This window comes from Leptothoe sp. ISB3NOV94-8A (genome assembly GCF_043421595.1).
Lineage (GTDB): Bacteria > Cyanobacteriota > Cyanobacteriia > Phormidesmidales > Phormidesmidaceae > Leptothoe > Leptothoe turfae.
Map to the genome: position 1 here is coordinate 3,124,547 of NZ_JAXSQW010000001.1, position 24,389 is coordinate 3,148,935.

The 24,389-nt window shown below is 47.4% G+C and carries 22 protein-coding genes; 15 read left to right on the forward strand and 7 right to left on the reverse strand.

The window, feature by feature from the left end:
* Positions 1 to 23: 23 nt before the first annotated feature.
* From SPB21_RS13400 to SPB21_RS13410, 3 genes are all read left to right on the forward strand, one after another.
* Positions 24 to 3,530, forward strand: a complete 3,507-nt coding sequence (locus tag SPB21_RS13400; protein ID WP_499866821.1) for a DUF6519 domain-containing protein — start codon at positions 24 to 26, stop codon at positions 3,528 to 3,530.
* A 12-nt stretch (positions 3,531 to 3,542) separates the two neighbouring features.
* Positions 3,543 to 3,836, forward strand: coding sequence for a hypothetical protein (locus SPB21_RS13405; RefSeq protein WP_163668103.1), 294 nt, complete (start codon positions 3,543 to 3,545; stop codon positions 3,834 to 3,836).
* A gap of 978 nt (positions 3,837 to 4,814) precedes the next feature.
* Positions 4,815 to 5,594: a DUF8692 domain-containing protein gene (locus SPB21_RS13410; RefSeq protein ID WP_499866822.1), complete on the forward strand. Its 780-nt coding sequence runs from the start codon at positions 4,815 to 4,817 to the stop codon at positions 5,592 to 5,594.
* A gap of 98 nt (positions 5,595 to 5,692) precedes the next feature.
* On the opposite strand, the gene SPB21_RS13415 is transcribed toward SPB21_RS13410, so the two are convergent.
* Entirely contained in the window at positions 5,693 to 6,928 is a 1,236-nt protein-coding gene (locus SPB21_RS13415) for a hypothetical protein (protein ID WP_499866823.1), read from the reverse strand.
* A gap of 295 nt (positions 6,929 to 7,223) precedes the next feature.
* Here SPB21_RS13415 and SPB21_RS13420 point away from each other — a divergent pair, with 295 nt between their 5' ends.
* The 3 genes from SPB21_RS13420 (at position 7,224) to SPB21_RS13430 (ending at position 8,937) form a co-directional block, all read left to right on the forward strand.
* Complete coding sequence (locus tag SPB21_RS13420; RefSeq protein ID WP_163700271.1) at positions 7,224 to 7,652, forward strand: GFA family protein; 429 nt, start codon at positions 7,224 to 7,226, stop codon at positions 7,650 to 7,652.
* Positions 7,653 to 7,876: 224 nt separating this feature from the next.
* Positions 7,877 to 8,302, forward strand: coding sequence for a hypothetical protein (locus SPB21_RS13425; RefSeq protein ID WP_499866825.1), 426 nt, complete (start codon positions 7,877 to 7,879; stop codon positions 8,300 to 8,302).
* 104 nt (positions 8,303 to 8,406) lie between these two features.
* A complete protein-coding gene (locus SPB21_RS13430) occupies positions 8,407 to 8,937 on the forward strand; it encodes a GNAT family N-acetyltransferase (protein ID WP_163700265.1) in 531 nt (176 codons plus the stop codon).
* Positions 8,938 to 9,259: 322 nt separating this feature from the next.
* Here SPB21_RS13430 and SPB21_RS13435 read toward each other — a convergent pair whose 3' ends face one another.
* A complete protein-coding gene (locus tag SPB21_RS13435; RefSeq protein ID WP_163700263.1) occupies positions 9,260 to 10,186 on the reverse strand; it encodes a LysR family transcriptional regulator in 927 nt (308 codons plus the stop codon).
* Between the two features lie 135 nt (positions 10,187 to 10,321).
* Between SPB21_RS13435 and SPB21_RS13440 the strand changes: the two genes are divergently transcribed.
* From SPB21_RS13440 to SPB21_RS13465, 6 genes are all read left to right on the forward strand, one after another.
* The gene (locus SPB21_RS13440; protein WP_163700260.1) at positions 10,322 to 10,963 is read left to right on the forward strand and encodes a cytochrome P460 family protein; all 642 of its coding nucleotides are present in this window, start codon (positions 10,322 to 10,324) and stop codon (positions 10,961 to 10,963) included.
* A 68-nt stretch (positions 10,964 to 11,031) separates the two neighbouring features.
* A complete protein-coding gene (locus SPB21_RS13445) occupies positions 11,032 to 11,919 on the forward strand; it encodes a DUF1349 domain-containing protein (protein ID WP_499866826.1) in 888 nt (295 codons plus the stop codon).
* A 27-nt stretch (positions 11,920 to 11,946) separates the two neighbouring features.
* Positions 11,947 to 13,263: a hypothetical protein gene (locus SPB21_RS13450; protein WP_499866827.1), complete on the forward strand. Its 1,317-nt coding sequence runs from the start codon at positions 11,947 to 11,949 to the stop codon at positions 13,261 to 13,263.
* Between the two features lie 87 nt (positions 13,264 to 13,350).
* Entirely contained in the window at positions 13,351 to 13,785 is a 435-nt protein-coding gene (locus SPB21_RS13455; RefSeq protein WP_163700251.1) for a GNAT family N-acetyltransferase, read from the forward strand.
* 366 nt (positions 13,786 to 14,151) lie between these two features.
* The gene (locus tag SPB21_RS13460) at positions 14,152 to 15,099 is read left to right on the forward strand and encodes a nucleoside monophosphate kinase (RefSeq protein ID WP_499866828.1); all 948 of its coding nucleotides are present in this window, start codon (positions 14,152 to 14,154) and stop codon (positions 15,097 to 15,099) included.
* A 156-nt stretch (positions 15,100 to 15,255) separates the two neighbouring features.
* Positions 15,256 to 15,765, forward strand: coding sequence for a DUF1993 domain-containing protein (locus SPB21_RS13465; protein WP_163668087.1), 510 nt, complete (start codon positions 15,256 to 15,258; stop codon positions 15,763 to 15,765).
* Between the two features lie 40 nt (positions 15,766 to 15,805).
* On the opposite strand, the gene SPB21_RS13470 is transcribed toward SPB21_RS13465, so the two are convergent.
* The gene (locus SPB21_RS13470; RefSeq protein WP_499062329.1) at positions 15,806 to 15,946 is read right to left on the reverse strand and encodes a hypothetical protein; all 141 of its coding nucleotides are present in this window, start codon (positions 15,944 to 15,946) and stop codon (positions 15,806 to 15,808) included.
* A gap of 540 nt (positions 15,947 to 16,486) precedes the next feature.
* On the opposite strand from SPB21_RS13470, the gene SPB21_RS13475 reads away from it, so the two are divergent.
* Positions 16,487 to 16,828 carry a hypothetical protein gene (locus tag SPB21_RS13475; RefSeq protein ID WP_163700246.1) on the forward strand — a complete coding sequence of 114 codons (342 nt, stop codon included), beginning with the start codon at positions 16,487 to 16,489 and terminating at the stop codon, positions 16,826 to 16,828.
* Positions 16,829 to 16,949: 121 nt separating this feature from the next.
* Here SPB21_RS13475 and SPB21_RS13480 read toward each other — a convergent pair whose 3' ends face one another.
* Entirely contained in the window at positions 16,950 to 19,505 is a 2,556-nt protein-coding gene (locus SPB21_RS13480; RefSeq protein WP_499866829.1) for a CHAT domain-containing protein, read from the reverse strand.
* A gap of 358 nt (positions 19,506 to 19,863) precedes the next feature.
* Here SPB21_RS13480 and SPB21_RS13485 point away from each other — a divergent pair, with 358 nt between their 5' ends.
* A complete protein-coding gene (locus tag SPB21_RS13485) occupies positions 19,864 to 21,105 on the forward strand; it encodes an SGNH/GDSL hydrolase family protein (RefSeq protein WP_499062327.1) in 1,242 nt (413 codons plus the stop codon).
* A gap of 72 nt (positions 21,106 to 21,177) precedes the next feature.
* Here SPB21_RS13485 and SPB21_RS13490 read toward each other — a convergent pair whose 3' ends face one another.
* Positions 21,178 to 22,041, reverse strand: a complete 864-nt coding sequence (locus SPB21_RS13490; RefSeq protein ID WP_490794937.1) for a M23 family metallopeptidase — start codon at positions 22,039 to 22,041, stop codon at positions 21,178 to 21,180.
* Positions 22,042 to 22,290: 249 nt separating this feature from the next.
* On the reverse strand, positions 22,291 to 22,494 hold the full coding sequence (locus tag SPB21_RS13495; protein WP_163668076.1) for a hypothetical protein: 204 nt from the start codon (positions 22,492 to 22,494) through the stop codon (positions 22,291 to 22,293).
* 278 nt (positions 22,495 to 22,772) lie between these two features.
* Between SPB21_RS13495 and SPB21_RS13500 the strand changes: the two genes are divergently transcribed.
* The gene (locus SPB21_RS13500) at positions 22,773 to 23,960 is read left to right on the forward strand and encodes a n-acyl-d-glucosamine 2-epimerase (protein ID WP_163700237.1); all 1,188 of its coding nucleotides are present in this window, start codon (positions 22,773 to 22,775) and stop codon (positions 23,958 to 23,960) included.
* Here SPB21_RS13500 and SPB21_RS13505 read toward each other — a convergent pair.
* Positions 23,957 to 24,163: a hypothetical protein gene (locus tag SPB21_RS13505; protein ID WP_163700234.1), complete on the reverse strand. Its 207-nt coding sequence runs from the start codon at positions 24,161 to 24,163 to the stop codon at positions 23,957 to 23,959. The two genes, SPB21_RS13500 and SPB21_RS13505, sit on opposite strands and share 4 nt — an antisense overlap.
* Between the last annotated feature and the right edge of the window lie 226 nt (positions 24,164 to 24,389).

Below are 24,389 nucleotides of genomic sequence, written 5' to 3' on the forward strand. Positions count from 1 at the left end.
GATGGATTTAACAGGAGGCCTCCATGAAGGGAGATTTTAGTCGAGATACCTTCGATAGCACCAAGCACTACAATATGGTGCTGTTGCAGATGGGGCGCTTGTTGTTAGACTCAGACTGGGTCGAACAACAACAAATCCATCAACATCGGATTGAAACCGAAGCCCGCGATGTGATTGGTCCATGTGGGGCTCCTAAAGACGATCCAGGGTTTGGCATTGAAGCCGTCGACAATGACTTTACCATCGGTGCTGGCCGCTTTTACGTTAACGGTATTCTCTGCATTAATGAGACCGATGTCGCCTACAGTCAACAACCCGATTTACCCAATCCTCCCGATGTAAGTAGCCTGTTTGCTGAGGCCGGTACCACTAACGCCATTATTTATCTGGATGTTTGGAAACATCATATTCTGCCCATTGACGATCCCCAGATTCGTGAAGTGGCGCTGGGTGGACCCAGTACCGCAACAAGGCTAAAAACCCTATGGCAAGTTAAAGTCTTGCCCATTACCGAGCCGGTCAATCAGCTCAGCTGCGACGGTGATCTCTCCGAATGGGATGATCTGATCGCCCCCAGCACTGGCATGTTAAATGCCCGCACAGCTGCCGCCGAGGCCACGGACAATCCCTGTCTAATTCCTCCCGGTGCGGGCTACCTGAGGTTAGAAAATCAGCTATACCGGGTGGAAATTCATGCCGGTGGCGATGGCGACACTGCCACTTTCAAGTGGTCACGGGACAATGGTTCTGTGGTCACAGCCATCAACGGTATGGATGGCCAGGAAATCACCGTGGCTGATCTGGGCCCCGACGATGTGCTGGGGTTTGCCAAAGGCCAGTGGGTCGAAATCATAGACGATGCCCTTGAGCTGAATGGCCAACCAGGGGAATTGTTACAGATTGACGACTTTACCAATGATGCTGCCGGTCGTCCTGTGATTGTGCTGGCCTCAGCGCCTACCCCCTTAGCCGCTGAGTTTCCCAATGGCATCAATCCTGATTACCATCCGAAGCTGCGTCGCTGGGATGGAGCAGCAACCGGTGGACTGCCAGTCTCAGCAGACTGGACATCCTTAGAAGGCGGGATTCAAGTGCTGTTTTCCGAGGGTACCTATAAAACCGGTGATTATTGGCTAATTCCAGCCCGTACCGCCACGGGCCAGATTGAATGGCCGGTGACCGATACCCCTGTGCCTACACCCATTCCCCAGCTGCCATTGGGCATCGACCACCAATACTGTCGGTTGGCCATCGCTCAGTTTTTAACCAATGCCGATGGCAATGGCGAGCTGGAAGTTCTGGAGATTTGCGATCATAGCTTTTGTCCCCTGACCGAACTAGACCCTGGAGAATCTTGCTGCACTGTTGTAGTACAACCGGGAGAAAGTATTCAAGCAGCCCTAGATTCACTCCCACCCCAGGGAGGATGTGTTTGCCTCAAGACGGGGACCCATACTATCCAACAAGCGATTTGGATCAGACGATCCAACGTTGTTCTTAAAGGAGAGAGTCCTGGCACTCGTGTGGTCCGCAACAATGGGCTTAATCTATTGCGAATTCAGCGCCTTCGCAATCAACAGGTGGTCAATGTCGTCGTCCATCAAATTCGATTTGAAGCCGCCGGTATAGACCCTGAACCTTCAAATTTGTTGGATCTAACCGTGGCGGTCATTAGTAACGGCCTCAATGTGCAAGTAGACCATTGTCAGTTTGAGGTAGAGCTAGCCCAGGATACCGACAACACTGGTTCAAACCTACCCATGGGACCTGCCTTGGGATTTGCTGTGGTCAACAGTGAACAAATTACCCTACGGGATAATGTCTTCCGTCTGATGTTCACGGGGATCTGGGCAGAAGCGATCGCAACCTGCAATTTTTCCAATAATCAGTTTATCGGCCCCACAGCCCAAATTGATGACTTTACCTACCCGGTGGGGCTCATCTGCATTTTGTTAAACCTACTGACCTCGGAGAATGTGTTACTAGGTGACAACTGTCAAATCACAGATAATTTAATTCAGGATAGTTTTATCGGCATTGTTACGGGCGTTCACAGTGACTACTGTCATATTATTAACAACCAGATTCGTCGTCCGGCAATTCGACAGCTACCCATCGAAGAATTTGACAATCAATATTTAGCAGGGAGCGATCCCTATCTCTATGGGATTATCACCTACGGTAATCACTGCATGATTGCAAATAACACCATCAATCTAGACTCTCCTTCCTGGGGAGGGATTCGAGTCTTTGGAACCCACACCCGAGTGGAAGACAACACTATAATTTCCAATTTGGATCGAGGGCTTCAGATCGGCAACACCCAGCTACCCCTATCAATTTTCTTAGGAGAAGTTGCCGAGAACGATGATGCCCCCCTGCCTGTCCTGGAACTCAATGCCAGCGTTGTAAAAGGGAACAAAATCACAGGAATTCTCACGGGTATTGGCGCAGCTAATGTGGAAGGGATTGAAATTTCAGCAAATCAAATGACAGTGTCGGGGAATTTCTCCGCAGCTGTTCCCATGGGAGTGGCGCTGGCCAATACCCAGCGGACCGTGGTTCAAAATAATCACATTAGTGGTGCTGAATTTGGTGTTTTTCTGTTGGGCACACCTCCCATCCAAGGTGTAGGTAATCGCGTACTTGACAACCACATTAGCGATGGCACCTACGGTATTGGTGCAGTCTCAGAAACAGCCCTGGAGATTTCTGGCAACCAAATTGATAATATGACGGTGGCAGGTATTGCGGCTAGCAATTTGATTGAACAGGCTTACTTAGCCAACAACCGTTTAGATCATTGTGGCTATCGACCACCCACATCTAACGCCACCAGTATTGCGGCAACAACCGCTGTGGGTGCTGGTATTTTTATTATCTCAGTGCTAGGAGACCTGACTCTACAGTCTTCTCAGATTATCAATACAGGCATCTCACGCCAGGGAGAAGTAGCCGCGACAGCGGCATTCTGGGGCATTGCAATTGGCCTGGTGTTATCTTGCGATATCACTCAAAACCATGTGTTTTACAGTGATACAGAGGCTGTAGCTCAGATGAACCTGATCCCCACCCATCGGTCGCTGTTGCTATTGGGATGGTTTGCCCCAACGAATGTTGATGTTCGTTTTCCTCAAGTCGGCAATGCCATGGTCAATGATAATATTTTTCAAGGGATTGGCTTACCCCATCTTGTCGAGTTTTTGCGCAATCCGAATGAGCCCCGGGTGGGCTTTGAACAGGTTAGTTTTAGTCAGAACCAATGTTTCCATTTGCGATCGCAAACCTCTCAGCCCCCTACAGACTTTATTACTAGCCGCCAAGGCAATGCGACCGTGGTGACCTGGGGACGACACTTGGTGGTGATGGGTAATCAGGTCAAGGCTGCGGATAATCCCAATTTCCCTTCCATGGATCTATCAAATCCAGAGAGGATTACTGTAATGGGTAATATTGCCAGCGGATCAATTATTAACTTTGGTTCTGGTGTTACCCCGCCGAACCCCGGTGACTTTAATGTTTATTCATAGCCAGGAGGTTTTATGGAAATCAAACGTATCGAAGACATATTGTCAGCGCAGCAAAAATTTGCGCAGCAACTCCAGCAGCAAATGCAGCAATTTAGCCAACAAACAAGCCCTGGCAGCTTTACCCTAGCCGACAAAAAACGTCAGCTACAACAATATGAGCAGCGTTTAAATACTACAAAGAAAGCCAGAGAGGCTTCGATTTCACGGTTTGATACTGATATTCGCCGTTACGATCAGGAAATAGAACGTCTAAAACGTGAAATTCAAGCAAATGACACTGGCGTGCGCCGTAAACAGCAAGGTTGATGACAACATCGTTTCACATTTTTGTTAATTTATGCCTTTAGGAAAGTTGGAGTAGAGTCAGCCAATACCGTCACCAGTCTTTGGGCAGAAACCTTTACACAGGCCTATCAAGATCTCCATAGCCCAGAGAACCTTCGCACATGCTGCGCTAAAAACTATTCCAATGAGGAAGCAATTAGCATTTTATCGCCTGATCAGTATGCTTGCATTATCGCCTACCGAGAAGCTGCACCTGTAGGTTACTACATCCTGAACTATCAGCAGTGCCCAAAAGATTACCTAACAGTAGCTACCAGCCCTACAACACATTAATCAGATGTAATGATTCTATTGTGCCAGCGATAATTCTGGCATTAGCACTCTTTCTTGTTTGCAAACTGTTGCCAGGTGCTAAATTGTCCTCAACAAGTGTTGAAACGTCTTAAAAATTAGATTTATATTCCTTAAAAAATGGCCTAAATCGCTCAGCTACGATGAAAAATGCCCAAAATTTAAATACATATCTATTCATAGTCTAAAACTGATTTATCGATCACTACATTCCTTACAAAACAGCTATTTCTGCCATTATTTGTCAGTCCAATAAGACTATAAATTGTTACAAAACACTTCCATGGGCAAGGGCTTTTCTATGATTTTTGCCATGACATAAGAAAGCTCCCATATGGCTTTCATAGGATACTTACCTACAGGTGAGACCCTTAAACAATAGTTAACCTATTCTTAATACTTATCCGATGCTCACCATATGCAATGTGATGCTAAAAGCCCTTTATTGCTATGGTCAGGCTGCAATAAGTCTGTAGTAGCAGCCAGTGTTAAAAGCTGCCACAATGGTTAAGGGAAATTTAAGCGAAGTTAAACATGATAGTTAATTACAGCATAACTTCTGATTTCTGACACCTGATTCCCCACCCAGCCAAAATTTCCCAACTTAAATGCTCTACCCTACTAATATTTTTTATCTACAACTCTTCCATGATCACAAAAAGAAAGAACTTTCTAGGCTCTCTTTATATACAGTTTAGGGGGAATTTGCCCTCAATCGGATTAATCGCAGCTATTTCAACTATTTTCTTAGGCAAGGTAGTATTTATTCATCTCTGGTATGACGTTCCCATCGATCAGCTCACCAGGGATATAATTGCTGTCGGTCGCATTCCTGTCTATGCAGGATTTCTTTCTCAAATAGGTCTCTTCTGCTGGGCTGCCGCAGCAATGCTCTGTTTTTTTAGCGCTAGCGTTATTGAAAACAATGGCAATCACCACAAGATCAAGCAGTTTTTGTTGGCTTCGACGTTGCTAACCTTAATCCTCGGTTTTGATGACGCCTTCTTACTCCATGAAAAAGTTCTGCCCAAACTGGGCATACCAGAAGGTGTCACCTATGCAAGCTATGGTGGGTTACTACTTTTTTACTTGCTTAGATTTCACCAACTTATTCTTAAAACAGATTATATATTTATAGCTCTTGCACTCGTTTTCTTTGGTCTTTCATACACATTAGATTTTGCATTAGCCATAGTGTATCCTGCCGCTCCCATCCCACTCCTGACATCAGGTCGAATCTCGTATCTGCTTGAAGATGGTGCAAAATTTATCGGTATTATCAGCTGGCTTGTTTATTGCTTCCAAATTGGCAAATACTCAATTAGAGTCAGTGCAGCCAAACCAAACATTGAGCTGCCCTACTATTCTGATGGAATTGCAAAACAGCAGATAATACACAAAGGTCTCCATATTGGTCAAGATCGTTAACGATGGCACTTTAAACGCATCACCTAACTGCCACGGAGTGTTGCTACTATCATGACCATCATGCGCGTCGGATTTGAATCCTCATCTAGTTGAATAACTCATCGGGTATTTGCCACGGGCTGCGCTGTGCCGCAGTGATGACAGTAGGGTAAATACTTGTATGTGGGCTGGTGACAGTGATTGCACTCCTGGTGCTGATGATAGCCACAGTGTGGACAATGGCTGTCATGGGCCTGTAGCTTTTTGGCGCACTTAATACAGCGTGACTTTTGTATACGCCCTGCAGCTTGGAGTTTAGGGTTAAAGATAAACCGTTGAGCGAACTTAATCATGCCAAAGCCTAGCAGCGGAATCAGCAAAATGTAAATATAGCTGACCAAAAACAGAAGTCTGCCAAATAGGACGGTGACAATATTAAATACAGCGGTAAACAAGACTCCCATTTGCATAAACTCAAACGCTTTGAGAATCAATGGGATAAAAAAGATGACCAGGAGATGCCAGCTAATCAGGGCAATGAGGCCATAGCGTTTACGCTGAGCGATGGTGTAACCGCCAAAAGCCACCAAAATCAGCGGCACAAGGAAAATCGCCTGAAAAGCTAGCTGAATACTGGGATACCAGAAACTAGCTCGGTCATACCCTTGCTCAATGGTTTGAAATGCAGAATCTTGGTTGAGCAGGGTGAGAAAGGCTGTACTTTCTGAGCTGGACAGGAGCTCATCCTTAAGGGTTGTAATTTCCGCTTTGAGGGCCGTAATCTGAGCCTCATTCTCTGTTAGTGTCGCCTTGGCCTGGGCGGCACTGGTTAGATTAATGGACTGATCACGGGGTTGTTCTGCAATTTCTTCTAGGAGCGTAGAGTCATACTGCTGGCGAATGGTGCGATTTGTATTTTCTAGGGTTGCGATCTCATCTTCCTTCCCATTCAACTGCTCCAATCGGTTAGTATTACTGGGTTGTTTAATGGCATCCTTAGTATCCGCGTACTGTAAACAGACACTGTTTATTTCCCCCAAACGATCAACAGCCGTCCACCCATACTGCTGCTTCAAGCCAACATTGTTTTCATCAGCTGCCCATCGGACCAGATTAAAGTCTTTATCCTCAGCAGTCTGATCACGATAGCTATCCCACTCGGCATAGCAAGGATAGACTTCAGAAGGAGCCATGTACCACTGACCAATATCGTTTAAGCCAATAAACACATTGGTCAAAATAAAAATATCAATCAGGATAATGACCACTAAACTAACTTTGTTCAGCGGTTCATTATTGATAGTTCGAGAGCGATGAAAGAACCGTCGCAGGGAACGACATAATCTATAAAACATAAAACTAATTGAGCAAAAGCCCCGCAAAGATAATGTGTGTCTGTGCGCCCATTGTGCCACCGTGGGCAATGCATCCTCCATGAGTATCTTGCACCCCCCTGAATCAATCACGCTGCCAGAGACATAGGGTGAAGTTCATCGAAGTAATACGAAGTAAAAGCTACAAGGCTTAGCATACAGGCTGTATAAGTTCTGTGAATAGACAGAATAGCAGGCTAAAACCGTGGTTAAGATCGGGAAGAGTTCTTTGCTCAATCACGCTGAAACTCATTAACCAATCATAGCTTCGAGATAAATGACAGATCTAATGACAGGAACAGGAAGTTGTCTTTGCGGTGCCATACACTTCACTGCAAAGACTATCCATAAAAATATGGGTGCCTGCCACTGCCACATGTGCAGAAAATGGAACGGTGGGCCTCTTATGGCCGTCAGCTGCGGTACAGAGGTTGCATTTGAAGGAGCGGAGAATATATCGGTCTTTGACTCATCGGAATGGGCCGAGCGCGGCTTTTGCAAAAAATGTGGTAGCCATCTTTTTTACAGACTCAAAGGCAACAACGAATATAGTATGTTGGTTGGGCTATTCGATGATGATAGTCAGTTTATCTTTGAGCATCAAGTATTTATTGACAAAAAACCTGAATTTTACGACTTCTCAAATAAGACTGAAAATATGACAGAGGCTGAAGTGTTTGCAAAATATGCACCACCTTCGGCATAAGACTGCTTTAGGGGATGCATCACATAGCAAAATAAATCTTGCACGGGTGATGGTTAACAGCTCACAACAACAGGATCTGATTAAGCTTAAAGCAATAAAACTCAGCTGCATGGCTCACCATGGTCCACCTCATGCGGTGATTATGTTCAAAGTTCAGCCTATATAATATCGATGCTGAAATTATCGGTTCAGCTTTCCTGAAAAATTGAGCATAATACTTAAACATGGATATTGAATTTGGTAATCTCGACAACCTAGATACCAATGGCACTGGCTGGTTTATTGGGTTTAGTGATTGGACCAAGGCAGATCCTGCTAAGGATGTTAATCTACGCTTCACCCCCCATGGTCAAGGATTTTCAAATTTATCTGCAAAGTGGATGCATCATCTTGTCGGAGAAACGAAAGGGTTGAACAAACCCATTAGCTATGGTCGTACCATAACTATGCTAATGAGTGACAGCGGCGGTTTTCGGATAGAGTTCTCAAGCCGTCCTGACTTTAAGGCTCCTGACACGCACAACTATTTGCTTGAAAAACGAGGAGATTTTATTGCCTGGGGTGCAAATGTGTATCATCAAGCATTTGTCGAGCGTGAAAGCACAACGCTGACCATACGGTGGGAGCCGTCAAAAAAATTACCACACTAGACTCACCATAGATTTTATTTACGAATAGTTCTGGTCAAGAATCTGTTTGCTAGGCTTTTGATTAGCCTTCGCACTAACTGGATTATTGGTTTAGTTCCTGGGTCATGCAGCCAATCAACACAGCGCGATTAACAATTCGCGAGTTCATCTTTGCTGATGCTGATGCCTTTATCAGCTTTATGACAGATCCTGAGTCGACAAAATTTCTGACGTTTACAGACGAACAAACCACCAGGGAGGGTGCTAAACGTCTGATTGAGTTTACGATTGCGTCCTATGGTTCTGAGCAACCGATGCTTGCATTTGCGGTTGAAGAAAAGAACAGCAAACGGTTTGTGGGTTTTTGTGGGTTGAATCCCCATGATGATGAAGCAGTGGAGGTTATGTATGCTGTGATGCCAGCGGCGAGGGGACAGGGGTATGGGACGGAGATTGCGATCGCAATCTCCCACCATGCTCTTAACGACCTTGGTTATCACCGCGTAGTAGCTCCGATTGCGCCAGAGAATAAGTATTCGCAGATTGTTGTAAGAAAGGCTGGTTTTGAAGATTGTGGGGTAGTGAGACAGGCAAACTTTCCGGAGCTGGTGCGACAATTTGTACTGCAGAAGGAGAGGATAAACGATGCGGATTGAAGCTTGCCAGGGGGTAAGTGATGGTTTTGGCTATGAATGGCTAGGGGAATGATTCAATAGTTCATAGTGATGGGAATTGATAAGTAGCGATAGGGCTGCTCAGGGCTTTCCTCCCTGAAACCCTCCTATTCGTGGGGGCCTAAACTCCCCCCCACCCCCCGACAGGGTAATCGTTTGTAGCAAATATTCTGGTGAGGGGTGAGCTACGTCAAGGTTAGGGTAAGAGCTAAACTAACTCATCCGATATTTTTATCCTTCTCAACACTGTAGAACTTAAGCGCTACAGTTTTGGAAGCAAATTATTTATACTCTTTTTGAGTTTTCAATCTGTTATTGATTTTGCAATTTTTTTTGAGTGATGACTTTTCTCGGTTGTGACTTTTTCAACTACGTCTAGAAAGCCTTCAATCACTGGTGATATATGCCGTCGTCGCCAGGCAACGGCTAGTTGGAGTTGGAGGAAGTTGCCGATGAGGGGGCAATAAGAGATACCGGATAAACCTGCTTTTTGAAGGCTTTCGGGGACGAATGTGATGCCGGTACCAGCAGCGACTAGGCCCAGTCGGGTTTGATATTTGCTATCTTCATAAACAATATTGGGGGCAAATCCAGCGTCTTTGCAGAGGGCTAACATTTGATCATACAGCACGGGTCCTTCATGGCGTGGGTGGACAATAAATGATTCGGTGGCAAGGGATTGTAGCGATAGTTGTTTTTTCTCGGCTAGTGCATGGCTATCAGGTAGAGCCAGCACTAGTTTTTCTCCTTGTAGTGGATAGAGGTTGAGAAATGAATCTTCTACCGGTGGATGTAAAAAACCGATGTCAATAGTTTCTTTTCTGAGACTGTTCACCTGGTCAAGGGTGCAAATTTCGTTCATGGCTAGTTTGACATCGGGATGGCGATCGCGAAAATGTCGCAAAATTTCTGGCAGCACTGTATGCATGGAGGAGGCTGTAAAGGCAATCCGTAACGAGCCAATTTCTCCTCGATCGATGCGCTGGGCTAGTTGGATGGCTGAGTCTAACTGCTGTAGTCCTTTGCGAACTTCGATTAAAAATGCAGCCCCTGCTTCGGTTAGCTCTACCATGCGTTTTGTGCGGTGGAGCAGCGTTACACCCAGTTCTGCTTCTAGCCTGTGAATCTGTCTGCTAAGGGCAGGCTGGGTAATCTGTAAGCGAGCAGCGGCGCGACCAAAATGGAGTTCTTCTGCAACGGTTACGAAGTACTGAAAGGCGTGAAGTTTCATAGTAATAACTTTATGTTATTAATGCTGTCCTAAAAAGCATTGGACAGTATTATTCTCGCCTGTTTATGTTGGGATACATAGGCTGTTTCTACAAAATTTATGTGAGTCCTGTCTGGACGTTACGAGAGGTGACACATGATGGCACGTCCAAGATGGATTTCAGGATTAGTTCTCTTTTTGATGACGGTGGGGGTTGCGATCTCAATTACCCACCTATCTCCCTCTGGAATATCATCAGAGTCTAGTGTTAACCACAGTCTTGCGTCTGATCGGGTAACACCAGAGGTTGTCTACGCACCAGATTCAACAGACGCTGCTTCAGTACGGTTTCCAGCTGATTATCAACAGCAGTTTGTTCAGTATGCGATCGTGGACTGTCCCAATAGCAACATTATCCGACAGATGTACGTAAATCGTCCATCTCTTGAGGCCCTTGAAACCAGTGAAACAGTCTCCAGTGGCACAGTGATTGTGATGGAAACTCACTCAGCACGTCAGGGAAGTAATGGCCATCTGACACCGACTCAACTAAACAATGTGTTTATTCGAAAAAAGCGTAGTGGGTGGCAGGTCAATGCTGACAGTGGCGAGTGGCAATCGGCCTGGTACAGCCCATCTGGAAGATTAGTTTCCAGTAGTCAAGGGTCTTGTATTGGTTGCCATACGATGGTGCGCGATCGTGACTATTTATTTACGTTACCGGCATTGCTCACAGCGGCAAAAACACAACAGGTGCAGCACCAGATAACAGAGTTTGGCACTTCTGTTTGTCGATAAAAATCATTTAACGATACCAAAGGAAGTCTATGAGACGTCTCATTTCCCTAGTTTTAGGAGGAATTATAATGACGGGTTTAACAACTACGGGGGCCGTTATAGATAGCCCAGCGGCTGAGCCTGTAGCAGCTGAGGCTGCTGAGCCTCAAGTAGATGATGACTTGCGATCGCTATCGACTCGCTTTGACAGTCCACAGGCACTTCAAGGCTGGCAAGAATTCCAAGTTGAGGGCTGGGTGCCTAAGTGGGAGCCTCCTAGCATCGAAAATGGCAGCTTAGTGCTGCGACCCAGATCCTCTGGCTGGTTTGAAGATAATACAGCAGGGCATCTTTATCGTCAGGTTACCGGAGACTTTATCATTACCACTCGTATCAGGGTAAAAGGCACTCAAAGTACTATGCCTCAGCGATCGTTCTCGTTAGCGGGGCTATTCATTCGAACACCGCGAGCTATCACACCAGCAAACTGGGAACCCAATCAAGAAAACTGGCTATTCTTTAGTGCTGGCACAGCCTTCCCAGCAGGTGAACCGCAGTTTGAAATAAAATCGACCTACAACAGTCTTTCGACTTTAAAGATTTCTGACGCACCAGAGGGCTGGATTCGATTACGAGTTGGGCGTTCTGGTGAACTCTTTACATTGTTGTATCAGGCCGAAAACTCTACAGAATGGCAAGTTCTTGACCAGTTTATTCGCCCCGACTTGCCTGAAACGCTCAACGTCGGCCTAACAGCCTATGCAGACTGGGATTCACTAGCTCCCGATTATCCCAACTACCAGCAATACAATGAGCAGGGCTCAGCTACTCAAAATGCGGACCTGGTGGCCTATGTCGAGTCGATTGATTTTCGTCGACCCAGCACACCGCGCTTCCCGCTCGCAACACTTGATCCAAGGGTTTCTTTTAATCCTCAACTTTCGGAGACGAGGCTAAGAGAACTGATGAGTAATTAGTCCTGATGGCACTTTTGATTCTTAATAATGTCTAATTTAAAGCGAGTTGCTACCGTTTTGATAGGGCTTGCCACTGCTGTGATGTTTGCCTATATCCAGCTCGTCAATGCCCAAATACCCCCAAATTTTCAGGGCCGATACATTGCAGCGATATCTGATGGAGATATGCGGGCCTATGCTTACATTGACGGGCAGCTTGGCGATCCACGCGGTCCTGATCAGCTTTCATTGGTAACATTACCATTGCCTGCTACACCCGCCCTAACTAGCTCAATTGAAGTCTCCAATTCTGTTATTAACCCTGTTTACAGTTTGGTGGCTTCTCAAGATAGCAATACTATCTTTGTTGCTGAAACCAAAGAGCAACGCGAACCAGAAGATCAGCTAATCAGCGATCTGGATCTGGGTACAACGTTACGGGCAGTTGATGTATCTGATCGGGCAAACCCGAGAGTCATTGCGTCAGTGGAGGTAGGTATTGATCCTCAAGGTGTTTCCCTAGATGCTAGCGGCACAACATTAGCCTTGGCAACTAAGGACCCAGATGCACCGCTGACGTTTGTCACCTTTACCAATGGTCGCTTTGGTGAACCGGTCCAACTGCCGATGCGGAGCTTCTCGCCAGTGGCAGAACTGCCAGACGGTGGGATGCTACCCCACCATGTAGAGTGGCACCCTACAGCAGATGTTATTGCTGTCAATGCTAATTTTCGTGGCCAGGTTCAGTTTTCTCGGGTTGTTCGTGATGCCAATGGCAATGTCAGCGATGTGGTGCCCTGGGGTAACCGTGTTGTCACCTCTAAATGGCCAATGTCTGGAAAGTTTTCTCCCGATGGTCGTTTTTATGTGACCAATGATTTGCAGTGGGGGCCAGATGTGAGGGGATTTTATGTCAATGCACCACCATCACAGCTGACAGTCATTGAATTAGCACCGTTGGATCAGATTGATGCAGCCCAACATTTTGTTGTGGCCGGAGTTTCTCTGCCAAGACATGCTGAAAGCATTGCCTTCTCAAACGACGGCACGCTGATTGCGACGAGTAATATCGGCCAGACATGGCTTTCTCCAGATGAGCCAGGGTATAGCCAGTCCTCACTTTCCTTAATCCAGTTCGATCCGATCACAGGTCAAATGGCCAAGACTGGTGACTGGACCTTTGACGGTATTCTTCCAGAAGGCATTGCATTTGATGCGTCTGATCAATATATTGTTGCAGGGGTGTTTGAATACGAGACACCAGAACCACGACGCGGAGCCCTGGAGTTTTGCGGGTGGTTGATGGGACAAATTTGGAACAAACAGATTACAGGATTGATACTGGACCTGGCGCTCACTCACTGATTGTGGTTAACTGATAGGCATACGCTGGGTTGCAAGAAGTATTCTTATCGGCCTTAGAACCCGCGCTGCGCTATCTGACAAATCGGTATGAACCTTCAACCTATCGAAGATTTTCATCTTGAGAAATGTGCTGCTTTATTTGCTGCAGTCTTCAACAGCCCACCTTGGAACGAAACGTGGAGTCAGGAAATAGCTCTGGGTAGATTGCAGGACTGTTATAGTATGCCAGGGTCTTATGGAATTGTTGCGATCAAAAAGGACAGAATTCTAGGGTTTGCCATCGGCCACACTGAAACATGGTACGAAGGCAAACATTTTTTTCTAAAAGAAATGTGTATCCAATCCACTCAGCAACGAAGTGGAATTGGCACAAAGATAATCGATATGCTTTACCAACAGCTGATAAACCAGGGTGTAAGCATAATTTATTTATTGACCATGAGAGATAGCCCAGCAGCAGCCTTCTATGAAAAGTGTGGATTCTCACATCACTCTAAAATGATTATGATGACCAAAAAATGAAAGTCTTCAAACTTCAGCTACATGTCCCAAACTAACCAGATAAACTCTTCGTTATTGTTGAGTTTTTAAGGCATTAAATATCCCCACAATTAACAGCACAGCTCCAAGGGCAAGGAGAATTGCTGTTGTTGGGATTACAAGTCGCAGCATTCTATAGTTTTTTGAATAAACGTTAAATAAACATCCAGATATTCAAAAGATTTGCTACCAATTCCTGGCTGTTTGAGCCACTGACATCTGTAGCCTTAACTTGCTTCGCCCTGATCTTTGAACTCCAGCAGCCATCGGCGAAATCTAAAAGAATATGCAGCAAAATAAGGACAAACTGGGTGCGTAAAACATACTGGTGAGCTGTAAGCGCAGTCTATGGAAACATCTCCATGCCTCCATAGACTGCCAACGTTACGGTTTGCTAAGGTCTATTCCATGAAATTCAAGCAGCTTATTCTTTTAGGACCTCCTGGTGTAGGGGTTAAGGAACAGGCAAACACACTGTCCAATCGCTGGCATATTCCCCATGTGTCCATGGGGCAGCTCATCCATGGGGCTATTGCTAAACAGTCGGCCATCGGTCTGGAGATACAGTCTTACGTTGAAGCGGGTGAGCTAGTCCCCGATGCTTTAGCAATAAAGTTGCTGCGAAAGCGGTTTGAGCAGCCGGATGTGATGCTACAGGGGTGGGTGTTGGATGGGTTTCCCCGCACCCTGGTTCAGGCCCAAGGGCTGAATGAATGGTTGTTAAAGGTAGGTCAACCTGTAGCAAAGGTGGCCTACTTAAAGACCATGACGGGGCTATTGATTAACCGATTATCTTCTACAGAGAATCATGAGCCGATCCCAGCTATCCGTCACCGGTTAGCCCATCATCAACAAGAGACTGCGCCCGTACTGGAGTATTATCGGCAGCAAGAGCAATTAACAACTGTTAATGCTAGCCTCTCGTTTGCAGAAATAACCCAGGCATTGGCTGAGCTATTTGCAGAAGAAGCAGGGGCAGCCCGCTTTATTCAGGATGAATCAGAACTGAATTCTCTTCTGGAACAAGAACCTCTGCTGGTGGTGGATTGCATGGCGTCCTGGTGTGGCTCTTGCAAACTGATAACGCCCCTAATTGATCAGCTGGCCAAGACCTATAAAGACCGTGTCAATGTGATGAAAATAGATTTTGATGTCAATAAGCAGGTACCCAAACGGTTTGGGCTCAAAGGCATGCCAGCGGTTATGTTTTTTAAGAGTGGTGAACTGGTGGAGACACTGACAGGCGTAAAACCTTACCAGGCCTATAATGCGGCGCTAAGTCGCTGTTTGGAATAAGATGGCTAGGGGCCAATGAGATGGCTAGGAGCCAATGAGATGGCTAGGGCCAATGAAATGGCTAGGGGCCAATGAAATGGCTAAAGCCACAGATTCATTCATTAAGTATGGTGTCAGGGAAACAGGCAAATTAACTGAACCTTAGGAGGGTTTGTTATGACAATTTCCATGTATCAAGCCTCGGTGCCGTTATTAATCCGCGCCCTTAAGAACATGGTTGTCATTCTCAAAAAGGGTGAAGACTACGCAGAGGCCAAAAATATCGATCCGACGGCTTTGCTCAATAGCCGCTTATACCCCGATATGTTTCCCTTTGTTCGACAGGTTCAGGTTGTCTCAGATCTGGCCAGACGAGGTGTGGCCAGGCTTGCAGGTGTTGAGGTGATTGCCATGGAAGACACAGAGACCACGTTCCCTGAACTGATCGAGCGTATGCATCAGTCCGTGGCTTACATAGAAACCTTTACCCCTGAACAAATTAACAACACAGAAGAGACAATCCTCACGTTGCCCATTGGTGAAGGTCAAACTATGGATTTCAGAGGATGGGAGTTTCTGTCATTTTTTGTTTTGCCCAATGTTTATTTTCATGTGACAACGGCTTACGATATTCTTCGACACAATGGCGTCGAGATTGGTAAACGAGACTATTTGGGCCGACCATAATCAGCCTCACGCCAGCCAGTATAATTTTTAAATTAGTACCCTACTCAGCCTCAACCACCTTTACTTCATAGCGCTTATACGCATTAGCCAACTCTTCAATCACATGAATCGGGCGCACCTCACCTGGCAACAAGGCGGCATCGCCAAAGTTCATATCCCGCTCAGGCAGGTCCAATTCCACCTCAATCTCAGGCTGATCCAGGGGGGGCAGGCTAGCCCACCTGGATCAGTTCTTCAATGGCATCGTCAAAGCAATCGTAGTCGATATAGTTTTTGCCCCGTGATAGGCGATCTTGGGCCTGTTTCCGTTATGAAAGGTTTATAGTCATCGTCACCAAAGTCTGCCAACGAACTCCAATGTTCGGCTGTAAAACATTTCGTGAAACAGCTGCATTCTTTACAGGATTTTCATTTGGCACAGATAGTTACCCCTTAGTGATGAAGGCTACAACACTTTTCATCATTTCGTCACAACAACTTTACGATTACCCCAGCAGTATGCATGGCAAGGCATAGATAATGACAGTGACATCACAATCACGCCCCCTGGCTTTGGCCCCATAGCGCTCAAATGGATTGAAGGACAATGGAAGATCACTTCATCAGATATCATGAATAAGCTATTGGCAACAAACGCTTAATTTAAAAAGGGCCGAGAATATATCACTCGCGCGCTGTGCTTGATGACTTGATATTTACCTGAGCACTGTGGTCAAGACCCATGGAACGATTACTTGAGCGTGTCAATAGAGATCTTCAGCTGGACATTTCTTCCCTAATTCGTACCGTTGAGGAACCAGGGCAAACCCTGGTTCAGCTAATTGCTGAGATCTCTGTAGATATCGAACAGCTTCGACAGTTTATTGACCATCGTATTGCACAACAGCCTTTTGCAGAATCAGCAGCAAATGCAAAAGATATGCCTAGGGATGCAGAATACAAACTTAAAAAACATACTCATCAAGTCACTAAACTCAGGTCTTCTCTGCTGAAGTTAGAGGCTAAGGTGGCTGAAGCTAAATGGGTTTTAGCTAGGCTTGGAGAAAGTTCTGAGGCTGAATAATCTTTTGGGCTAATTTATAGCCGCTCTCGGTTGGAATAACTATAGTCTGTCGGTGTAAGTGAGTAGGCAATAGGGAGTGGGGTGAATGCAATGTGAGGCTCTACAAAACTCAGAACTAGTCTTAGAGCCCAATCAAAAAGAATGCGGCCCAGTCGCGAGGATCGGGATGATCTGCCAATGTATGCAACATGGCCTGTCGCAGGGCAACGGCCTTATTTGGTTCAATTTGTAGCTGCTGATAAAACTCAGTCATGAGCATTGCCGTTGCCTCATCGGGTACGGCCCACAGGGAAGCCACCAGGTTATTGGCACCCGCTGCTAAAAATGAGCGGGAAAGTCCCACAACACCGTCACCCGTAATCTGCCCTCGTCCTGTATTACAGGCACTGAGCACCACCAGGTCGGCCTTGAGATCAAGCTGCATTACTTCTTGGGCAGTTAGCAACCCATCGTCAGGCTGGTCACGGTCACCTTTTTCACGGGTGGGGGTCAATGCGATCGCACTACTCAACCCATGGCGTTCATCCAGTAAACCATGGGTGGCTAAATGGATAATATCGGCATCGGCCAACCGTTCACGCACGGCGGTTTCTGTCGCCGCAGTCCCCAATAAGGGAACAGTATTGAGAATGGGTGCGATCGCAACGGCCTCTGCCTCTGCCCCCGGTAAATCCGTCAGGGGCATGGGTGGCCCCCCCACCCTAAAGGGCACCGACGGCATTTCAGGATTGCCCACGATCACCGCTGATGCCGCTTGAGCACGGTCAATTCCCACCACCAGGGCCTCACCGGATTGTTGCACCAGGCGTTGTTGTAGAAAATGCAGCGTCTGTAGCGACGGTGTTGTGCCTAACGTATGATTCTCAATCAGATACTGCCCCTGGGCATTTTGCAAAGCCGGAAAAGGCACCAAAAATAGCTCCCGATGGGGAACAATGATGACCTTTTCCGCTGGGGCCTCGGGTAAATACTGAGCGATTGGAGCAATCAGCAGATCGTAAAGTTGTTTCAAGTCTGCCTGGGCCATATCTTGGCTGGCTTGGGCGGTCTGCACCCCACCACCCCACGAATTAAACCCACGCACCCCGAGACTATCCTGGCTAGCGGTCAACTTATCCCTCAGGGCATGGGGCTGCTGAGTCAGATTCACCTGTTCAAAGGCAATCTCTCCATCGGGGTTAACCACCCAAATAAATAGGGCTCGATCGTTAAACTGGCTGCGTCCAGGGGACGGTTGGCGAATAATGGAATACTGCACCAGTGTGGTCCCCTGCTTTTTAGCCAGTGCCTTAATGTGAGCAATCGTTAGGTCTGCCACAGGCACAGGTGTGGCCGTCTCCAGGGTTTGGGCAGCCAGTAATTCCACAAAGGCCCGCGCCCGTCCCCGCTCTGCCACCACCAGGGCAGCCTCCATATCCCCCTGCTCAATCAGCACCTGCTGTAGCTGATCGTACCGATAAGATTGGGTCTCAAACAGCGAAACCTTATTACTATCCTGTAGACCAGGCTCTAACGCTTCAAACTTATCCAATACCCCATACAGCGTTTCTTTAGCCTGAGATAGATTGCCTTTGGCCCGATAAATCTCAGCCAGGCCACTGAGGGCATTGATCTGCCCCACTTCATCATGGTGATGTCTGGCCCAGGCATAGGCGTCATTAAAGTACTCAAGGGCTGTTTCCCGATCCTGCCTGACGTAGAGCTGCCCTAAATGATCTAGGGTGCGGCTATATTCTGGCCCGACATACTTGTCTCGATAGCCCAGGGCTTCAGTAAACGTTTCCAGTGCCTTGTTAAACGCCCCCTGCTCGGCATAGAGCTCTCCCAAGCTGTTGAGAATATTGGCTAGCTCGTGCCACTGCCCCTGGAAAATGGCGATGTCCTTTGCCTCTAAATACGTGGCCCGCGCCTTGTCATAGGTTTGCTGCTGCCGATAAACATGCCCTAAACCATTGAGATACCGAGGTATGCCCTCCCAATACCCTACGGATCTGGCTTCCCCCAGGGCGGTTTGATAAGCAGACTCTGCCTGGCCGTAGTCCCCAAGCATGTAATAGAGGCTGCCCACTTCCCCCAGGGCTCGAGTGCGATCCACCCGGTCTGAGCTTCGGGACAGGGTAGCGTGTAGCGTATCAAGCGCCCGACCGTATTGCCCCGTGTGCCGATAGACCTCTCCTAGGGCTAAATTAAGCCGATTTTGTTCTGAAAAATCTTGCAGGAACCCCCGCTGCACCTGACGCAGCTGCTGCCAACTACGGGTAATATTTCCCTGTTCTAGCCAGATCAACGCCTGCATTAAAAAACCTCGATGGCGTTGAGCAACGGCTGTAGAGGCGGGTATGGTTAGCTGATTTGCTTGATTCAGGGTCTGCTGGGCCCGGTTGAAATCGCCCAAACGATAGTGGGCAAAACTCAGGTCCACCAGGCTATTGTGCTCGCCGATCGGGTCTCCTGCACTGCGGTATAGCTCACTGGCCATGGTCAACGGACGCAGCGCGGCTCGACTGCTACCCATCCGTAGAAAGTTTTTTGCTTGTTGATACTGGATCTGGGCAGCCTCAACAGATTTGGCCCTGACAGGCCCATTCACTTGGGCAGTTCTAGCCTCGCCTGCCTGACCCACATCCATTAACAGACTGATGCCTAACAGCCAGCTAACCGTTCGAAAACCTGCCATAAATGCCTAAATCTGTGACAACCAACCATAAAATCTATGCCACCTGAAAGATTGATAAAAGCATCAATCTTTCCGTGTCTACAATCCCACACTGGTAATTTAAGGACGGTTATCCACTTAATCGCCCGTGGGGCACATTGCTTACTCTGACGAATACAGTATGAAATTTGATTCATCCAGTCCATGGACATGGGGCCAGGCCAGCAAATTTTTGCGGGGTTTCGCCACAGCGAAGTGTCCAACCTTAACCCAACGTTTACAAAAGCTGTTGCTATCCTTTGAGAAATAGTCACAATCAGAGACCACCGCCGTCACACTGTGGTTATATATACCGCTGGTGGGTTAGCAAATTGACAGCATGAAAGTTCTAGATAAACGACACCGGATCATGGCCTTGCTATTTGGCTTGGCAATTTTGGTGTCGCTGGGATTTTGGTTCAGCCGTGGCGATGTGAATGGTCCCAATACTGCTTGGGCGGCAAGGAGTAATTTTTGGGCCGACCGACGCGTGGCGGCAGCCCTGGAGTCTGGGTTTGAGCAAGCTGATAAGGCAGCGGAGTTAGGCCAAACCGCCAGTAACGCTGACCAATGGGATCAGGTCGTTAAAGCATGGACAGATGCGATCGCAACCTTGCAAACCATTCCGGCCCAAAGCCCGGAGCGCTTCTTTGCCCAGCGTAAGCAGCAGGAGTACTTACAAAATCTGGCCTTTGCCCAACGGCAGGCCAACCAACTCAGCTGGCCCAATGTGTTTCCCAGTTTAGGCAGCCCCGTCTTAGATGAACAATTGCGGCTCTACCTGAGCTATTTAGCCACGTTTGGCCCACCGGACATCCTGGTGATTGGTAGCTCCCGCACCATCCAGGGGATAAACCCACAGATCCTCCAAACAGATTTAGAAACACAGGGATATCCCGTGCGGGTGTTTAACTTCAGCATTAACGGCGCTACGGCCCAGGTGATGAACTTTGTCCTCCAGCGACTGCTCACCTCAGATCAACTGCCCAGACTGGTGATTTGGGGGGATGGTTCGCGGGCATTTAACAGCCGTCGTGTTGATGCCACCTTTGCCAACATTCTCAAGTCACCGGGATACCGGGCCGTGCTGGCAGGGGAAAAGCCAGGGTTTAGCAATCGAGCCTCTATCCCCAGACCGCCTAGCAGTATTAATGCCTATGGCTTTTTGCCAGTTGCCGATGTATTTGACCCGGCTGCGTTCTATCAAACCTATCCGCGCATTAGCGGACGCTACGATGGGTTTTATAACCCGTTTGGTTTGACAGGGTTACAGCTGGGGTCGTTGCGATCGCTAGTGGGCTATCTCAAAAGCCGCAATATTGAATTGGTCTATGTTCATCTTCCCCTCAGCGGCGACTACCTAGATGACTTTCGCCTCCCCCTTGATCAACGCTTTCAACGGTTTTTACAAACCCAAAGCCAGCGTCAGGGGTTTGCCGTCATTGATCTGCTTCTGCAATGGCGTCAACAAAATGCCTTCTTTGCTGACCCCAGTCACTTAAACCAGGCAGGCGCAGCCAGCATCGCGCAACAGTTAGCGCGCGACCCATTAGTGCTAGAAAAATTGAATGCCTTAGAATAAAGAAGAAAAGAGCAACTATAAAATCTCAATAACAACAACCAAACTCTCTTCCTAAAGTAGGTCAGCTGCTCACTACTCAAAGCCGTTATAGCGCCAGGGTACGGGATCAACCGCCACCTGATTCACATAGAGCCCCCAGTGTAAATGGGGGCCAGTGGACGCACCGGTGGAACCAATGGCCCCCACTTGCTGACCTGCACTTACGAAATCTCCCTCATTCACATCAATGCGACTGAGGTGAATCATGATACTCAACAGCCCCTGACCGTGATCAATGCCAACGGTATTACCATGGAGCTCAAATCCATCACTCACACGCCCCACTAGGCGGATATACCCAGCCGCAGGAGCTACTACCGGTGTTCCAGTTCCCGCAGCATAATCCACACCACGATGGTAGTAGTTTTCGGCAAACTCACCATTGTAATAACGCCGTACGCCATATTCTGAACTCACCCTGCCCTGACTCGGACGCAACAATGTGCCCCGCCAATGGCGCTCAGGACTCACCAGTTGCTTAAAGGCATCCACTCGATCAAATTCATGGTCCGTGCCCAGGCTACCGCTACCCCGCAGTGTGATCCGCTGGGTCCGGAAGCTACGGTTGCGTAAACCGACGGCCAGATTGCGGGTTTCTTCATCACCACTGACCTGGATCACGATACGCCCCGGCGTATCCAGAGGACTGGTGGGAACAAACGCGCGAAAGCGATTATCGGATAGGGGAAAACTGGGATATTCTTTACCATTGGCAATAACTGTGGGAGGAGAGCTAGCACCGTTTCTAGCTTTCACCATGACAGAAATGGTATCGCCCAGCTGAGGATCGTTGGGCGTAATAATAACATCATAGGCATGGGCCGCTTTGCCCATCAATCCCCATGACATCAACCCACCGGTTACCAATAGCCCTGCTAATACCTCTCGCCGCTGCATCACCATACTCTGCTAATTCCTTATGTTCTGTCTGGTTTAATCTGACCTTTGATTTGGTGAGAACCTGGCCGATATCTCACCCAACTAGGTATTAATCACCAATATCCCCTGACGATTGATTGACCACTAATGACATGTCGTCGATACCATGCTCTTAGTGGCTAGGTTTACAGAATAATACAGAGATTTTTTATCTGTTCGTGAATATATGCCATTTAAAATAGCCCAGTGGGAGCAGTTGGACTAAGACTACCGTGGATGTTTGCGACTCGGTATAAATACCTTGGCACAACACCCCATTATCAGGCTTGTCATAATCGCTGTCCCTAAGCAAGCCATCTGGGTGTCGATCACATCAAATGCAATACTTTCCATGGCTGCATTGGTCACCACGTCCTGGTATTCCACAATCTCTTGATATTTCAGTTCGATCAAGTCCTCGGAGAGCAACATAGACATTCATCCAGTCATCAGCAGTTTTACTAAGTAGATCCCTATTGGATGCTTTCCATAGACTGCCCGAGGAGATCGGCAACTCACCAAGTTACACTCATGTGTCAAATTAGCGCGCCGAACCAGCGGGTCAAACCAGTGCGTCAAACCATAGGTAGTCCTGTGCAGTGGCCTGTAGCTTGGTGTAGTTTGTTCCTAAAAAACTTCAACTTTCTCTCCAATTACATCCAGACAAAGAGTGAGATAGTGTTCCCTATCTAGTTATCAACATTTGACTGATGCTGATCGAACGTCTATCCCACAAGGACTTTAGCGCCCTTGCCCAACTCTACAAATCCACACTGCTAGAGACAGTCTTGCCATTTTGGCAAAACCACTCATTAGATCGTGAGTGCGGCGGCTACTTTACTTGTCTAGACGTACAGGGAAATGTTTACGACACCGATAAGTTTATCTGGCTGCAAAACCGCCAAGTCTGGACCTTTTCCATGGTGTACAACCGCCTAGAACAACGTTCAGACTGGTTAGAGATGGCCCGCCACGGTGTTAACTTTTTGACCCAGCACGGTCGTGATCTTGAGGGTAACTGGTACTTTTCCCTAGATCGCCAAGGCCGTCCCTTAATACAGCCCTACAATATTTTTTCCGATTGCTTTGCCGCCATGGCCTTCAGTCAATACGCCCAGGCCTGTGGAGATAGCGAAGCTAAGGAAATTGCCCTACAGGCCTATAACAATGTTTTGCGTCGTCAAGATAATCCTAAAGGCCAGTACAACAAAGCTTACCCAGGCACACGCCCCATGAAGTCCTTGGCCATACCCATGATTTTGGCCAACCTCACCCTAGAAATGGACTGGTTGCTAACAACAGAATGCCTAGATGTAGTATTAAACCAAACCATTCACGCCGTTATGGAAGAGTTCCTAGATCCTGAGAGCGGCTTGATATATGAACACATTGCTCCAGATGGCACTCCCATCGACTGTTTTGAAGGTCGATTACTCAACCCTGGCCATGGCATCGAAGCCATGTGGTTCATGATGGACATTGGCCAGCGACGCCAGGACAACACCTTAATTAATCGCGCCATCGACACCACCCTAACAATTCTTGAACGGGGTTGGGACAATGAGTATGGCGGTATTTTCTACTTCTTAGACCGCATGGGCCATCCCCCTCAGCAACTAGAATGGAGCCAAAAACTGTGGTGGGTTCATTTAGAAACCTTAGTGGCCCTGCTATTGGGCTATCGACTCACCCAGCGAGATGACTGCTGGCAATGGTATCGCACCGTTCATAACTATGCATGGTCCCGGTTTAATGACCCAGACCACGGTGAATGGTTTGGCTATCTAAACCGCCAGGGCGATGTACTACTCCCTCTAAAAGGAGGAAAGTGGAAAGGCTGTTTCCATGTACCGAGGGCTCTATACCTGGGCTGGGAACACACTCAAGCAATGCTCTAACGCTTCGTTTTATTCTTCATCCGAGACGGGAGCGGACCTAAAAGCTCGTTAGCACAATTAATCCACTGTTCCGTCTGTTGGCGTAGCTGCTCCTCATCCACACCCTCAAACGGAAAATCCCTAGACAACTGTCGCCAAAATTCCGGATCCTGATTATGACTGGTGTGATCATATGAATTGTTGACAGGTTTGTTCGAAGCCATAAAATTCCTTGATCAGCTGAATAAGTCATGGGTACTCAACCAATCTCAAGGTGCCCAATGATACATAGCTTTTTAGGGTACTGAGGAAATTCAAGTGATATCGACGACAAACCGATTGCGGAAACCACGTGGTTTTGACCAGGAATGTCCTTATTTAACAACACTCTGGCACCCTGGGTACGTAAATATAGCTACCAATACACATTACTTATGCACAAGGAACTTA